Raw genomic sequence first — 14,951 nt, 5'->3', positions numbered from 1 at the left:
GTGAGGGGCGCGGTCTGAAGGCCTCCCCGAAACCTCAAGCAAACACACATCACCCCTCCACTACCACGGGGGGTTTGGGGGGGCTCTGGCCCTTGACTGTTGGTTCAAACATGGAGAGATCGGGATGGTATTTTCATCCAACGTGTTCCTGTTTCTGTTCTTGCCGATCTTTCTCGGCTTGTACTACTTGAGCGGGCAACGCTATCGCAATTTGCTGCTGCTGATCGCCAGCTACGTGTTCTACGCCTGGTGGCGTGTGGACTTCCTCGCGCTGTTCGCCGCCGTCACATTGTGGAACTACTGGATCGGCCTCAAAGTCGGTGCCGCGGGCGTGCGAACCAAACCGGCGCAGCGCTGGCTGCTGCTCGGTGTCGCAGTCGACCTGTGCATCCTCGGCTACTTCAAGTACGCCAACTTCGGCGTCGACAGCATCAACGCGATGATGACGTCGGTCGGTCTTGAGCCGTTCATCCTCACCCACGTGCTGCTGCCGATCGGTATCTCGTTCTACATCTTCGAGTCGATCAGCTACATCATCGACGTGTATCGCGGCGACACCCCGGCCACGCGCAACCTGATCGACTTCGCGGCGTTCGTGGCGATCTTCCCGCACCTGATTGCCGGCCCGGTGTTGCGTTTCCGCGACCTCGCCGATCAGTTCAACAACCGCACGCACACCCTCGACAAGTTCTCCGAGGGCTGCACGCGGTTCATGCAGGGTTTCATCAAGAAGGTCTTCATCGCCGACACCCTCGCGGTGGTCGCCGACCATTGCTTCGCCCTGCAAAACCCGACTACCGGTGATGCCTGGCTCGGCGCGCTGGCCTACACCGCGCAGCTGTATTTCGACTTCTCCGGTTACAGCGACATGGCCATCGGTCTGGGCTTGATGATGGGTTTCCGCTTCATGGAAAACTTCAAACAGCCGTACATCAGCCAGTCGATCACCGAGTTCTGGCGCCGCTGGCACATCAGCCTGTCGACCTGGCTGCGTGACTATCTGTACATCACCCTCGGCGGTAACCGTAAAGGCACGCTGATGACCTATCGCAACCTGTTCCTGACCATGCTCCTCGGTGGTCTGTGGCACGGCGCGAACATCACGTACATCGTCTGGGGCGCCTGGCACGGCATGTGGCTGGCGATTGAAAAAGCGCTGGGCCTGAACACCTCGCCACGCAGCCTCAACCCGATCCGCTGGGCGCTGACCTTCCTGCTCGTGGTCATGGGCTGGGTGATCTTCCGCGCCGAGAATCTGCACGTTGCCGGGCGTATGTACGGTGCGATGTTCAGCTTTGGCGACTGGTCGCTGTCGGAACTCAATCAGGCCAGCCTCACCGGTCTGCAAGTGGCGACCCTCGTGGTGGCGTACGTGACGCTGGCCTTTTTCGGCCTGCGCGATCTGTACACCAATCAGCCGCCGGCCAAGAGCAAACCTGAAGTCAACGTCGAGGCCAACGGCCCTGCCACCGCGACTCCGGGGATGATCAAAGCCGCGCCTGGCGAAAACCCGGCGAGCATCCACGAGCCTGGCTACACCGTCGGCGTCGAAGCCCAGGTGCAACCGGTCTACTGGAGCGCGGACTGGTCGCGCTACGTGATGCGCGGCTTGATCCTGCTGCTGTTCATCGCCTCGATTCTCAAACTCTCGGCGCAAAGCTTCTCGCCGTTCCTTTACTTCCAGTTCTGAGGGATCTGACATGACCCGCTCATTACGCATCTTCTACATCGCCCTGTTCCTGGTGACCCTGTTGGTCCTCGGTCTGTGGTCGGTTCGCAGCTTCTTCGGCTTCAGCACCAACGCCGATGCGACGGTGCTCAACGGCCGCTGGACCAAGGCTGTGGAAACTCATTACGACGAAGAATTCCCGATCAAGCGTCTGGGCACCAACCTCTGGGCCGCGCTGGATTTCAAACTGTTCAACGAAGGTCGTCCGGGCGTGGTGCTCGGTCGCGATCAGTGGTTGTACAGCGATGAGGAATTCAACCCGATCGTCAACGAAGAGCTGAACCTGCAAGGCAACTACGCGCTGGTCGAAGGCGTACGCCAGACCCTGAAAGAGAAAGGCGTGAAACTGGTGATGGCGATCGTGCCGGCCAAGGTTCGTTTGTACCCGGAGCATCTGGGTGAAGTTAAACCGGCGAGCATTCACGAAAATCTCTATCAGGATTTCCACCAGCGCGTGGCGGCCGACAAGATCCTCGCCCCTGACCTGCTCAAGCCTTTCCAACAGGCCAAGCAGAACGGTCAGCAAGTGTTCCTGCGCACCGACACGCACTGGACGCCGGAAGGCGCCGAGATTGCCGCGAACACCCTGGCGAAAACCATCGCCGACAAGTTCCCGCTCAGCGGCGAGCCGCAGCGCTTCGTTACCACGCCAGCCGAGAAGGTCACGCACAAGGGCGATCTGCGTCTGTTCCTGCCGCTCGATCCGCTGTTCGAAAACCTGATGCCGGCGCAAGAGCCACTGCAAAAACGCAATACCGTCGCGGCCGACGATCAGCCTGCCGGTGACGACGCGCTGTTCGCCAGCAATGAAGTGCCAGTGGCACTGGTCGGCACCAGCTACAGCGCCAACCCCAACTGGAACTTCGTCGGTGCACTGAAACAAGCGCTGCACAGCGACGTGGTGAGCTACGCCGAAGACGGCCACGGCCCGATCCTGCCGATGCTCAGCTACCTGAAAAGCGATGACTTCAAGAACAGCCCGCCACAGGTGCTGATCTGGGAGTTTCCTGAACGTTATCTGCCTGTGAACAACGAAATCGGCGACGCCGACCCACAGTGGGTCGCAGAGCTTAAACAAGCCGGCGCGCGCCAACAAAACGTAGCAATCAACACTAAATCCGAGACGCCCGATCGGGCGCAAAACTGAAAGAGAGGTACACCATGACTTTCACTACTACTCCTCGTCGTCTCGCTAAAAGCTTCGCTCTGGTTGCTGGCCTCAGCGTGCTTTCCGTGCCTGCCTTCGCCGGCGGCGACGCCGCACTGTACGGCCCGACCGCACCGAAAGGCTCGACCTTCGTGCGTGTCTACAACGCCAGCAACGCAGAAGTCAGCGCGACTGTCGGCAGCACCAATCTGAGCGACGTTGCGCCACTGGCCAGCAGCGACTTCAGCTTCATGCCGGGCGGCGATTACAGTGCCAAGGTCGGCAGCCAGACGCTGCCGGTGAAACTCGCCGGTGACCACTACTACACCCTGGTCAACAACGCTTCCGGCGCGCCGCAGCTGATCGAAGAGCCGCCGTTCAAGAACAAGCAGAAATCCCTGGTGCGCGTGCAGAACCTCAGCGACAAGCCGCTGACCCTGAAGACCGCCGACGGCAAGACCGACGTGGTGCCGAACGTCGCCGCCAAGGGCCGTGGCGAACGTGAAATCAACCCGGTGAAAGTCAGCCTGGCGCTGTACGAAGGTGACAAGAAAGTCGGCGACGTAAAACCGGTCGCCCTTGAGCGCGGTGAAGCTGCGGTGCTGTACGTCACCGGCAGCGGCAGCAGCCTGTCGCCAGTCTGGGTAAAACGCCCGGTATCGACTCGCTAACAAATTTTCCTAACTGACGCAGTCCCCCATGTGGGAGCGAGCCTGCTCGCGAATACGGTCTGACATCCAACATCAATGTCGACTGATACGCCGCTTTCGCGAGCAGGCTCGCTCCCACCCTTGACCGGGTTGTCAGTTCGGATACGAGACAAAAACAAGAGTGAAACGACACAGCGTTCGTGCCTCTAACCAATCGATTTTATGGAGTAAACAATATGATTCCGGTGATCTTGTCAGGTGGTAGCGGTTCGCGTCTCTGGCCGCTTTCGCGTAAGCAGTTCCCTAAGCAATTCCTCGCCCTGACCGGCGAACACACACTGTTCCAGCAGACCCTCGAGCGCCTGGTGTTCGAAGGCATGGACACCCCGATCGTGGTCTGCAACAAGGATCACCGCTTCATCGTCAACGAGCAGTTGGCCAATCGTAAACTGGAATGCCAACGCATCCTGATGGAACCGTTTGGCCGCAACACCGCGCCGGCCGTGGCGCTGACCGCGATGATGCTGGTCAATGAAGGTCGCGATGAGCTGATGCTGGTGCTGCCGGCCGACCACGTGCTGGAAGACCAGAAAGCCCTGCAACGCGCTCTGGCCCTGGCCACCGTCGCTGCCGAAAACGGCGAAATGGTCCTGTTCGGCGTACCGGCGACCAAACCGGAAACCGGTTACGGCTACATCAAATCCACCGGTGATTCGCTGCTGCCCGAAGGCGTCAGCCGCGTTTCGCACTTCGTCGAAAAACCTGACGTCAAACGTGCCACCGAGTACGTCGAATCCGGCGGCTACTACTGGAACAGCGGCATGTTCCTGTTCCGCGCCAGCCGCTTCCTCGAAGAGCTGAAAAAGCACGATCCGGACATCTACGACACCTGCCTGCTGACCCTCGAACGCAGCCAGCAAGACGCCGACACCATCACCTTCGACGAAGCCACTTTCGCCTGCTGCCCGGACAATTCCATCGATTACTCCGTCATGGAAAAAACCCAGCGCGCCTGCGTCGTGCCGCTGACCGCCGGCTGGAGCGATGTCGGTTGCTGGTCGTCGCTGTGGGAAGTCAACGAGAAAGACGCCAACGGCAACGTCACCAAGGGCGATGTGGTGATTCAGGACAGCAAGAACTGCATGATCCACGGCAACGGCAAACTGGTGTCGGTGATCGGTCTGGAAAACATCGTCGTGGTCGAAACCAAAGACGCCATGATGATCGCCCACAAAGACAAGGTTCAGGGCGTCAAGCAGATGGTCAACACGCTCAATGAGCAGGGCCGCAGCGAAACCCAGAACCACTGCGAAGTCTATCGTCCTTGGGGCTCGTACGACTCGGTGGACATGGGCGGGCGTTTCCAGGTCAAGCACATCTCGGTGAAACCGGGCGCGTGCCTGTCGCTGCAGATGCACCACCACCGCGCCGAACACTGGATCGTGGTCAGCGGCACGGCCGAAGTGACCTGCGATGAAAACGTGTTCCTGCTCTGCGAAAACCAGTCGACCTACATCCCGATCGCCTCGGTGCACCGCCTGCGCAACCCGGGCAAGATCCCGCTGGAAATCATCGAAGTTCAGTCGGGTTCGTATTTGGGTGAAGACGATATCGAACGCTTCGAAGATATCTACGGTCGCTCCACCCCGATCGAACGTGGCGTGTCGGTGAAGACCATCGCGCAATAACTGATCGATAAAACAAGAAGCCCCCGTCCAGCCCGCTGCGTCCCCTATCCGCAGTGGGTTGGGTGGGGGCTTTTTTTGTTCGAAGTCTGTGTCGTCTGAACCGGCCTCTTCGCGAGCAGGCTCGCTCCCACAGTTGTCCGCATTCCAAAAGTGGGAGCGAGCCTGCTCGCGAAGAGGCCCGGTCAGACACCGCAAGTCCCGATGCCCATCGCCAACCTCACCTACGCTTAGGTAGGATGACCCTCTCTCTCCTCGAGGTTGTGCGCATGTTCATCGGCATTCTGCTGGTCATCACCTGGTTGATCCTGCTGTTGCGCTACCCGGCCAAGGCCTTGCCGGTCTCGGTGGCGGCGGCGATTGGCCTGGGTTTTGTCGCCATGTGGGTGGTGTGGCTGGACAACCGCGAGATCAAACAACTGGCGCGCCTTGAGATGCGTATCAGCTATGCACCGGAGCAATGCCCGGCCGATCGTCCGTTGCAACTGAAAATGAAAAACGGCAACGACGTTCCCCTGACCGAACTGCGCTGGCGCATCGCCGCCTATGCGCCGGGCGACACGGTCAATCTGGCCGACAACCAATACACCGCCCCGCGCTATCGCGGCCCCGGCGAATTGCAGGCCGGCGGTGAATGGGAAGACTGCCTGCCCATGCCGCCGCTGCGCTCCGGTTATCGCCCGCAAACCCTGGAGTTTCGCGCCGAGCGCTTGCAGGGTAGTTTCTCCGACTGATCCCCCCTCCCCCCATTTTTTGCACAAGGAATGCGCCATGCCCGTTGCGTTGATTACCGGTTGTTCCAGCGGCATCGGCCGCGCCCTCGCCGATGCGTTCAAAGCCGCCGGTTTCGAAGTCTGGGCCAGTGCGCGCAAGGCTGAAGATGTGGCGTTGCTGGCGTCTTCCGGGTTCACCGCCGTGCAACTCGATGTCAATGACAGCGCGGCGCTGGAGCAACTGGGTGAGCGGATCAACCAGCAACACGGCGGCCTCGACGTGCTGATCAACAACGCCGGTTACGGCGCCATGGGGCCGTTGCTCGACGGCGGTGTACCGGCGATGCAGCGCCAGTTCGAGACCAATGTGTTTTCGATTGTCGGCGTCACTCGTGCGTTGTTTCCGGTGCTGCGCCGGGCCAAGGGTCTGGTGGTGAATATCGGCAGTGTGTCCGGTGTGCTGGTCACGCCGTTTGCCGGTGCTTACTGCGCCTCGAAAGCAGCCGTGCACGCGTTGAGTGATGCCTTGCGCATGGAACTCGCGCCGTTTGGTGTACGCGTCATGGAGGTTCAACCGGGGGCGATTCAATCGAGTTTTGCCAAGAACGCCGGGCATGAAGCCGAGCAGTTGATCAATGAACAATCACCGTGGTTTCCACTGCGCGAAGGCATCCGGGCACGGGCCAAGGCGTCGCAGGACAAACCGACGCCGGCCAGTGAGTTTGCGGCTGTGTTGCTCAAGGCTGTGCAGCAGAGCAAACCGCCGCGGTTGATCCGCATTGGTAACGGCAGCCGGGCGTTGCCGTTGTTGGCGGCGTTGTTGCCCAAGGGCTTGCTCGAATCGACGTTGATGAAGCGGTTCGGATTGCGCGCAAAGCTCTGAGACCGGGTTGACGCTTTCGCGAGCAGGCTCGCTCCCACATTGGCTCTCTGTGTGGGAGCGAGCCTGCTCGCGAAGAGGCCAGATCAGCCAACACTCATCCCCAGCCCTTCATGAAATCAATGAACGCCCGCACTTTCAGCGGCAAATGCCGGGTGTCCGGGTACAGCGCATACACCCCTTGCGGCGCAAACCGGTAATCCACCAGCAAACGCTGTAACCGCCCCGCATCAAGATCGTCCTGAATCAGCCATTGCGGCAAAATTGCCACGCCTTGCCCGGTCAACGCAAACGCCCGAAGCGTCGCCGAGTTATCCGCGACGATGGCAGTGGTTCCCGGTTTTGGCTGGTAGAAATGCTCCACGCCGTGCGGGTCGGTTATGGTCATTTCCGGCACTCGTCCATGCCCTAACGTCGGCATCGACTCCAGCGTGGCCAGCGTGACCACCGGTGCAAAGCGCTCGACCAACCCTGGTGCCGCCACGGCAAATATTTCGAACGTCGACAACTGCACCGCACGCAGATTGGAGTCGTGCATGCGCCCCAGCCGAATCGCCATGTCAAAGCGCTCGGAAATCAGATCGGCATGGGTCGAAGACGTCGACAAATGAATGTTCAGTTGCGGTTGCTGCTGGCGAAACACCTCCAGCGCCGGCACCACCTGAGCCAAGGCAAACTCGACAGTCGTGGTGATGCGCAATGTGCCTTTGAGTTGTGCGTGTTCGGAACGCGCCTCTTCGATCGCCAGCCGTGCCTCATCCAGCGTGCGCAGGCAGCGTCGATAAAAGCGTTCACCGGCATCGGTCAGCGCCAGTTGCCGGGTGTTGCGCGTGAGCAAGGTCACGCCCAGTTCTTCCTCCAGGCGTTTGAGGTTGAAGCTGACCACCGCGCGCGTTTGCCCCAGCGTATCGGCGGCAGCGGTCAGCGAACCGGCCTCGACCACGGCTTTGAAGGTGTCAAAACGATCCAGGCTGACCATATCCACGGCACTCCTTGTCAAAATAATTTTGACAAACTAGCAGCCAAACCAGCGTTTTCCTATGACCAGAAGCGCCCTACCCTGCACGTCTTACTACAGGGAAGCTGCCATGGCTTATCGCTCGAAAGTCGCGCTGGTGTATTTGTTGGGCTTCGCGCTCGACCTGCTGAACATGTTCGTCGCCAGCATCGCTTACCCCGACATCGCTCAACAACTGCACGCCTCGGTGACGCAACTGGCGTGGATCAGCAACGCCTACATGCTTGGCCTGACACTGATCATTCCGCTGAGCGTATGGCTGGCGACACGGGTTGGCGAGCGCCGGCTGATCCTCGCGTCGCTGCTGTTGTTCGGCGTCGGTTCGGCACTGGTGGCGCAAGCGGGATCGATTGAAAGCCTGATTGCCTGGCGACTCCTGCAGGGGCTCGGTGGCGGACTGCTGCTGCCGGTGGGCCAAGCCCTGGCGTATCGACAGTTTCCGGCGACGCAACGCGCGCACTTCACCGGTGTGGTGTTGCTGGTGGCGCTGCTGGTGCCGGCACTGTCGCCGGCGACCGGTGGACTGATCGTTCAGACGCTGTCGTGGCGCTGGATTTTCTACCTGAATCTGCCGCTGACACTGCTCGCATTCGGGCTCGGCCTGTTCTGGTTGAAAGCCGATCAGCCCTTGCATGAGCGCCCGACGCTGGACGCCCGTGGCCTGTTGCTGGCGGCGTCGGCACTGAGTTTGTTGTTGATCGCCGTCAGCCTGGTAAGCGACGCCAGCACCCGAGCACTCGGCATCATTGTGCTGATACTCAGCCTCCTGATCCTGGGCCTTTACCTGCGCGATGGCTGGCGCAAACCCGGCGCGATCCTCGACCTGCAACTGATCAAGCACCCGTCGTTGCGTCTGGCGATGTTGATCTACCTGTGCGTGCCGGGAGTTTTTACCGGCACTCACATGATTGCCGTGCTGTACCTGCACAACCTCGGCGTCGGCGCAGCACAAACCGGAGCGCTGATGCTGCCGTGGGCCGTCGGTTCGGGCGTGGCGATCATGCTTGGCAAACGCAGTTTCAACCGCATCGGCCCCAAGCCATTGCTCAGCGTCGGCATGCTCCTGCAATGCCTGGGTATTGTTCTGCTGATGCGCATCGAACAACCGGCGAGCACACCGCTGATCATCGCCTACGCCCTGATGGGGTTGGGCGGCAGCCTGTGCAGCGTCACCGCGCAGAGCTTGGCGTTCGTCGGCATTACGCCAGAAAAAATGGGCCACTCCAGTGCCCTGTGGAACATCAATCGCCAACTCGGTTTCTGCCTCGCGGCGGCGCTGCTCAGCTCACTGCTGGGCGCGTTGGGTGGTGACGGTTTCAGTGCCTGCTTTATCGCCGCCGCGCTGCTGACCCTGTTGCCAATGGTCGCCGTCCTGCGTTTCGACTCGACCCACGTGCTCGCACTATTAAACCCACCTGCCCTTGAGGAAAAAACCGCATGAATGACGCCACGCCCTACCTGGACGAAGTGATCCAGGCGCACGAAGCCATCGAACGATGGTTTGCCGTCGAAGAAGATGACGCCGCGCTGCAGCGATTGCTGGCGCGTTTTTCACCGCGTTTCTCCATGGTGACGCCGTTGGGCCGAGCGCTGGATATCGATGCCTTGCGCCTGCTGTTCCGAGCCGCAGGCGGGCAGAAGAAAGGTTTCAGAATCCAGCTCAGTGAGTTACGCGTGATTGCCCTGCATCAGCGCGGCGCGACCGTGAGTTACCGCGAACAGCAGAGCGATGCGAGCGGTGCACACACGGATCGGCGCTCGACGGTGGTGTTTGAAAAACTCGAATCCGGGCGAGTGTTCTGGCTGCATTTGCAGGAGACGTTTTGCGCTGAGTGATTGCTCGTTATCAGTCTGGAAATACCGAGTCGCCCCATTCGCGAGCAGGCTCGCTCCCACATTTGAAATGCATGACCTCTGTGGGAGCGAGCCTGCTCGCGAAAGGAGCGACACGGTCTGTCAGTTGTCCACTGCGCTCTGATTCACCACCACCGTGCAGGTAATCCCCGCCGCCAGCAGCACACCTTCCGGCACTTCATCAATATGAATGCGCACCGGCACCCGTTGCGCCAGGCGCACCCAGTTGAAGGTCGGGTTCACATCTGCAATCAGCTCGCGGCTTTCCGGATTATCGCGGTCATAAATGCCGCGCGAGATGCTTTCCACATGGCCCTTGAGCACTTCGCCGCTCATCAACTGCATGTCGGCTTGGTCACCGACTTTAACGTGGGGCAATTTGGTCTCTTCGAAGAAGCCGTAAACCCAGAACGAGTTCATGTCGACCACGGCCATTTTCGCCTCGCCGATGCGTGCGTAGTCACCGCGATGCACGTTGAGGTTGGTCACATAACCGTCGACCGCCGCGCGCACTTCGGTGCGTTTGAGGTTGAGTTCAGCGGCTTCCAGTTGCGCTTGGGCGTGTTGGTAATCGGCCAGCGCGGCGTCGGCGATGTTGCTGGCGTCGTCGCGGTTTTCCTTGGAGATCACCAGGTTGTCGAGGTCGGCGCGGCGGTGGGCGTTGACCTTGCGCATCTCCCACGTCGACTTGCGCGAAGCGACCAGCGACTGCGCCTGCTTGACCGCGATGCGGTAGTGCTCTGGGTCGATCTGCATAAGCAAATCACCCTTCTTCACCAGTTGGTTGTCGCGCACCGGCACATCGATGACTTCACCGGTAACGTCGGCGGCGACATTGATGATGTCGGCGCGCACGCGGCCATCACGGGTCCACGGCGTGTTCATGTAGTGCTCCCACAACGTGCGGCCGATCCACAACGCCAGGGCCAGCACCAGCAGGGTCGCGAGCAGGCTGAAAAACTTTTTCATCAAGATAGTCTCAACGGTAGACAGTCAGCGCCATGGCGCCGAACAGACAGGTAAACAGACTCAGGCGCAGCAGCGCCGGGTGCCAGAAAAAGCGGTACAGGTCGAACCCGGACAGGAACCGGTCCACCGCCCAGGCCAGCGCCGCAGCGATGAAAAACATCAAAGTCATGGTCGGCATGTACACGCCGTGGAAGGCGATTTCACGAGGCATGGGCAAGTCCTTCCGGCTTGGCGATGGCGTAGGCAGCAAGCGGTGATTGCGGGTCGAGCAGCGAGGTACGGATGAAGTGCAGATAGCTCTTCACCCGGCGCAACGCCGAGGTGTCGAAGTGTGGGGCGAACGGTTCGTCAGTGGCCGCTACGCGACTGATCGCATGGTCGACCGCGACCAGTGCGCGTTCGAGATTGCTGGAGTTCGGTTGCAGAAACAGTCGCACCAGCGCGCGGCCCATCACGCGGATTGCCTGGCGCCACGGCTGCGATTCGGCATAGGCCGGGTGCACCGGCAGGATCGCCTGCTCCTTGCGCAGCTCGATGATCGCGTGGCCGACTTCCAGTACCACGAACATCCAGCGCAGCAGGTTTTTTTGCACCTTCGGCTGACCGGCCGCGAGGCCGTAGGCCTGATGCAGCAGATCGCGGGTACGGCTCTCGAAACTCGAGGCCAGACCTTTGAGTTTGCCGCTGATCGCATAGACCACTTGACCACGCAGATCCTGCTCCAGGCGCTTCCACAACCAGCGACTGTTCGGCGGCAGAATAATCGCCCCGGCAGCGGCACAGACCAGCATGCCCATGACCATGGCGATGTAGTCGTTGATAAAGGTGTAAGGGTTGTAAATGGTCAGGTTGTCCGGCACCGAACCGGTGCTGAAGAAGATCAGCAGACCGAGGCCGACCCCGGCGTATTGCGGGCGCGACGTGAGGAACGAGCCGAGGACGATCACCGGCGCGAGCATCACGCACAGCAGCGGAAAACCATCGATCCACGGGAAGATGAAAAACATCTCGACGAAGCCGATCAGCGCACCGAGGAAGGTCCCGCACGCCATCTGAAAGGCCATGCGTTTCGGGTTCGGTGTGGCGGCGGAGAGGCCTACGGTGGCGGCGGCGATCAGGGTCATCGTCGCGCCGCTTGGCCACGCTGTCGCGACCCAGTAACTGCCCAATACAACGAGGATGAACGAGGCGCGAATGCCCGATGCAGCAGCTGCCCACCAGTTGGTTTGCGGGGTGAACTGCTCGTCCCAGCGCTCGCGCTCGTGGCGGTGATCGGCCAAGGATGCGTGGGTCTGTGCATAACTGTGCAAGTCGTCGACGAAGCGATAGAGCAATTCGTACGCGGTGTGGAAATCCAGTTGCTCGGCGTCGCTCGGCTCGCTCTCCTGGAAGATGGCGCGCAGGCTGCGCACGCGTGCCGGCAGGCCTTCCTTGTAGCTCGCCAGCGCTGTCGCCAAGCGCGCGGCATCGGGGCTGGTCAGGGCGCGACCACTGAAGCCGTCGAGCACTTCGGCGAGATCCTGCAGGCCCGGTCTGATCGCCGCGACCACATGTTCTTCGCCATTGCCACGCAAGCGTTCAAGCAACTGATGCAAAGCGTTGAACCGCGTGGTGATGCCCATGAATTCGCTGTTCAAACGGCTCAGGCGACCGTTTCGCCGACGCATGTGCGGGTCTTCAAACACGGTGACACTGCGCAAGCCTTCGAGGCCCACGGCTTCGGCGATAAAACGCACGTTGCTCGCCTCGAAAGACTCGGCTTTGCTGCGCCCGCGCAGGCCATCGGTGACGAATAAAGCGAACACACCGAAGCGCTGATACAAGGCATTGCGCATGGCGGCGCTGGCGGTTTGCGGCAGGATCGCGGCGCTGATCAGGGTCGAGCAGAGAATCCCCAGCGAGATTTCCAGCACCCGCCACACCGCTGCCATAAATGCGCCGTCCGGGTGCGCCAGCGCCGGCAGCCCGACCATCGCGGCGGTGTAACCGGCGAGGACGAAACCGTAGGCGCGGAAGTTGCGACAACGTGCGGCACCGGCCGAGCAGATGCCGACCCAGATCGCCAGCGAGCCGAGGAACAGCTCAGTGTTTTGCGCGAATAACGCGATCAGCGTGACCATCATCGCCGACCCGGCCAATGTGCCAAGGAAGCGATAGAAACTCTTGGCGAACACTTGGCCGCTCTGCGGCTGCATGACGATGAACACGGTGATCATCGCCGTGCGTGGTTGCGGCAATTCCAGGCGCATGGCCAGCCACAGGGTCAGGAATGCAGCGATCAACACCTTGAAGATGTAGACCCAGGTCACGCCATCGCTGCGCGCCCAGTCGAAGAAACTACGGCGCCATTCCAGGGCGTAGAGCCAGCGCAGAGGTGCGGGCAAGGGAGTCATTCAAATGTGCTCAATGAGATTCGGTCTGGTCGCAGAACCTGTGGGAGCGAGCCTGCTCGCGAATGCGTTTTCATATTCAACGTTGATGTCGACTGATAAACCGCTTTCGCGAGCAGGCTCACTCCTACAATGGGTTGTGTGTTCAATGCAGGAGTGCCGGGGTTTTCGGTGCCTGGGTTTTCTCGGCCGCCGGCACATCGTTGCCGGCACCGAGGCCACCACCCAGCGCAGTCACCAACTCGGCATGCGCACTCAACCGCGCCGCCTGCACCTGCTGCTGAACTTGCTGTTGCTTGAACAGCAACGTCTGCGCATTGAGCACGTTGAGGTAATCGGTGAGGCCGCGCTGATACGCGATCATCGCGATGTCGTAAGTCTTCTGCGCCGTGGCCACCGACTCGGCGGCAAAACCTTGCTGCTTGTCCATCGACTCGCGGCGGATCAACTGGTCGGAGATATTCTTCAGCGCATTCACCAGCGTCTGGTTGTAGTGTGCCACAGCGATGTCATAACCGGCGGAAGCCTCGCCCAATTCGGAGCGCAAACGCCCGCCGTCAAAGATCGGCAGCGAGATCGCCGGCCCGACGTTGTAATTGAGTTTCTTGCCGGTCAAAAACTCCAGCGCGCCACCGCCGGTGGCCATGTAACCGAGACTGCCAACCAGATCGACGTTGGGGTAAAAACCGGCGTGCGCCACATCGATACCACGCGCCTGCGCCGCGACCTGCCAGCGACTGGCAACCACATCCGGACGCTGGCCGAGCAGTTCGGCGGGCAATGCCGACGGCAGCTTCAGCGCAGCACCGAGGGACAATGTCGGGCGCTGCAACTGTGCGCCCGCCCCCGGCCCTTTGCCGGCGAGTGCGGCGATCTGGTTGCGACTCAGGGCGATTTCTTCATCCAGCGCATCGATTTGCCGATGGGTTTCCGGCAACGGCGTTTCGGCCTGACTGACTTCGAAGTGTGTGCCGATGCCACCATTCAAACGCTTCTGTGCCAGATCGAGAATCTGCTGTTGCTGCTTGAGCGTCGCCGCGACGATGTCGCGCTGGGCGTAATGCAGCGACAGTTCGATGTAGGCGCGAACGATGTTGTTCTGCAATTCAAGCTGCGCCAATCGCGCCTCGGCCGCGCTCATGTGCGCAAGGTCCACCGCACGTTCGCTGGCGTTGCTTTCACGGCCCCAGAGGTCGAGGGCGTAGCTGAAGCCCAGTGCGGCGTTGTTGTCCCAAGTGGTGGTGTTGGCCAGCTCGCCCGGGCCGTAGAACTGATCGGTCGGCCAGTTGTGGCGTTTGAGGGTCGACTCGCCGTTGATCTGCAACGACTCGGCGGCTTCGGCGACACCGGCCATGGCTTTGGCTTGACGCACTCGCGCAGCAGCCATGGCCATGGTCGGACTGCCTTGCACGGCGAGGTCGATCCAGCGATTGAGTTGCGGGTCGCCGTAGGCTTGCCACCATTGCGCGGTAGGCCAGTTGGCGTCACGGGCGGCGTGGGCGATGGCGTCATCGGTAGCCAGTGAATTGGCCTCCAATGCGTTGCCCTGCGGGGCAATTCCGTCCGTTGAGATGCAGCCGCCAAGACCCAGGGTAAAAGCCAGAACACTGAGCGGCAAAAGCGCTCTGTTGATGCGACGCGGCACAGCTGCGAATTCCTGAGAGAGGGGTAGATCGAGGACCCGTGCAGGAGCTGCCGCAGGCTGCGATCTTTTGATCTTGATTCCCTTAAAACAAAATCAAAAGATCGCAGCCTTCGGCAGCTCCTACCGGGATCGGCGCAATTCTAGGGGGCGCCCTCAATGGCGATAAGCTGGGAATTCTGTGAATCTTTGTTACGGTTAACGAGATAATCCCTTGGTCGGGGGTCTCGCCCCCGAAACTTCGTGTCACAATTTGCCATCTCCCTTGAGAGCA

The 14,951-nt window shown here is 60.7% G+C and carries 13 protein-coding genes; 8 read left to right on the top strand and 5 right to left on the bottom strand.

Annotated features, from left to right (window positions below):
• Window positions 1-124: 124 nt before the first annotated feature.
• From PspS49_RS05120 to PspS49_RS05095, 6 genes are all read left to right on the top strand, one after another.
• Window positions 125-1,690, top strand: coding sequence for an MBOAT family protein (locus tag PspS49_RS05120; RefSeq protein ID WP_160038388.1), 1,566 nt, complete (start codon window positions 125-127; stop codon window positions 1,688-1,690).
• Between the two features lie 10 nt (window positions 1,691-1,700).
• The gene (locus tag PspS49_RS05115; protein WP_160038386.1) at window positions 1,701-2,876 is read left to right on the top strand and encodes an alginate O-acetyltransferase; all 1,176 of its coding nucleotides are present in this window, start codon (window positions 1,701-1,703) and stop codon (window positions 2,874-2,876) included.
• A gap of 14 nt (window positions 2,877-2,890) precedes the next feature.
• Window positions 2,891-3,547, top strand: coding sequence for an alginate O-acetyltransferase AlgF (locus PspS49_RS05110; protein WP_007914291.1), 657 nt, complete (start codon window positions 2,891-2,893; stop codon window positions 3,545-3,547).
• A gap of 215 nt (window positions 3,548-3,762) precedes the next feature.
• Window positions 3,763-5,214 (top strand): mannose-1-phosphate guanylyltransferase/mannose-6-phosphate isomerase, encoded by a 1,452-nt coding sequence (locus PspS49_RS05105; protein ID WP_007914094.1) that lies wholly within the window; start codon window positions 3,763-3,765, stop codon window positions 5,212-5,214.
• A 266-nt stretch (window positions 5,215-5,480) separates the two neighbouring features.
• On the top strand, window positions 5,481-5,945 hold the full coding sequence (locus PspS49_RS05100; protein ID WP_160038384.1) for a multidrug transporter: 465 nt from the start codon (window positions 5,481-5,483) through the stop codon (window positions 5,943-5,945).
• A 37-nt stretch (window positions 5,946-5,982) separates the two neighbouring features.
• Entirely contained in the window at window positions 5,983-6,807 is an 825-nt protein-coding gene (locus PspS49_RS05095) for an SDR family oxidoreductase (protein WP_160038382.1), read from the top strand.
• Between the two features lie 94 nt (window positions 6,808-6,901).
• Here PspS49_RS05095 and PspS49_RS05090 read toward each other — a convergent pair whose 3' ends face one another.
• The gene (locus tag PspS49_RS05090) at window positions 6,902-7,783 is read right to left on the bottom strand and encodes a LysR family transcriptional regulator (protein WP_160042466.1); all 882 of its coding nucleotides are present in this window, start codon (window positions 7,781-7,783) and stop codon (window positions 6,902-6,904) included.
• Between the two features lie 109 nt (window positions 7,784-7,892).
• Here PspS49_RS05090 and PspS49_RS05085 point away from each other — a divergent pair, with 109 nt between their 5' ends.
• Window positions 7,893-9,263: an MFS transporter gene (locus PspS49_RS05085; RefSeq protein ID WP_160038380.1), complete on the top strand. Its 1,371-nt coding sequence runs from the start codon at window positions 7,893-7,895 to the stop codon at window positions 9,261-9,263.
• Entirely contained in the window at window positions 9,260-9,658 is a 399-nt protein-coding gene (locus tag PspS49_RS05080) for a DUF4440 domain-containing protein (RefSeq protein ID WP_160038378.1), read from the top strand. The genes PspS49_RS05085 and PspS49_RS05080 overlap by 4 nt, the downstream gene beginning before the upstream one ends.
• A gap of 120 nt (window positions 9,659-9,778) precedes the next feature.
• Here PspS49_RS05080 and PspS49_RS05075 read toward each other — a convergent pair whose 3' ends face one another.
• The 4 genes from PspS49_RS05075 to PspS49_RS05060 form a co-directional block, all read right to left on the bottom strand.
• Window positions 9,779-10,645, bottom strand: coding sequence for an HlyD family secretion protein (locus PspS49_RS05075; RefSeq protein ID WP_160038376.1), 867 nt, complete (start codon window positions 10,643-10,645; stop codon window positions 9,779-9,781).
• A gap of 10 nt (window positions 10,646-10,655) precedes the next feature.
• Window positions 10,656-10,856 (bottom strand): DUF1656 domain-containing protein, encoded by a 201-nt coding sequence (locus tag PspS49_RS05070; RefSeq protein ID WP_007914106.1) that lies wholly within the window; start codon window positions 10,854-10,856, stop codon window positions 10,656-10,658.
• The gene (locus PspS49_RS05065; RefSeq protein WP_160038374.1) at window positions 10,846-13,038 is read right to left on the bottom strand and encodes an FUSC family protein; all 2,193 of its coding nucleotides are present in this window, start codon (window positions 13,036-13,038) and stop codon (window positions 10,846-10,848) included. Before PspS49_RS05065 ends, PspS49_RS05070 begins: the two co-directional genes overlap by 11 nt.
• A 142-nt stretch (window positions 13,039-13,180) precedes the next feature.
• On the bottom strand, window positions 13,181-14,680 hold the full coding sequence (locus PspS49_RS05060) for an efflux transporter outer membrane subunit (protein ID WP_160038372.1): 1,500 nt from the start codon (window positions 14,678-14,680) through the stop codon (window positions 13,181-13,183).
• Between the last annotated feature and the right edge of the window lie 271 nt (window positions 14,681-14,951).

Origin of the sequence: Pseudomonas sp. S49 (assembly GCF_009866785.1) — a bacterium.
GTDB lineage: Bacteria > Pseudomonadota > Gammaproteobacteria > Pseudomonadales > Pseudomonadaceae > Aquipseudomonas.
This window is presented reverse-complemented; position numbering and strand designations above follow the sequence as displayed.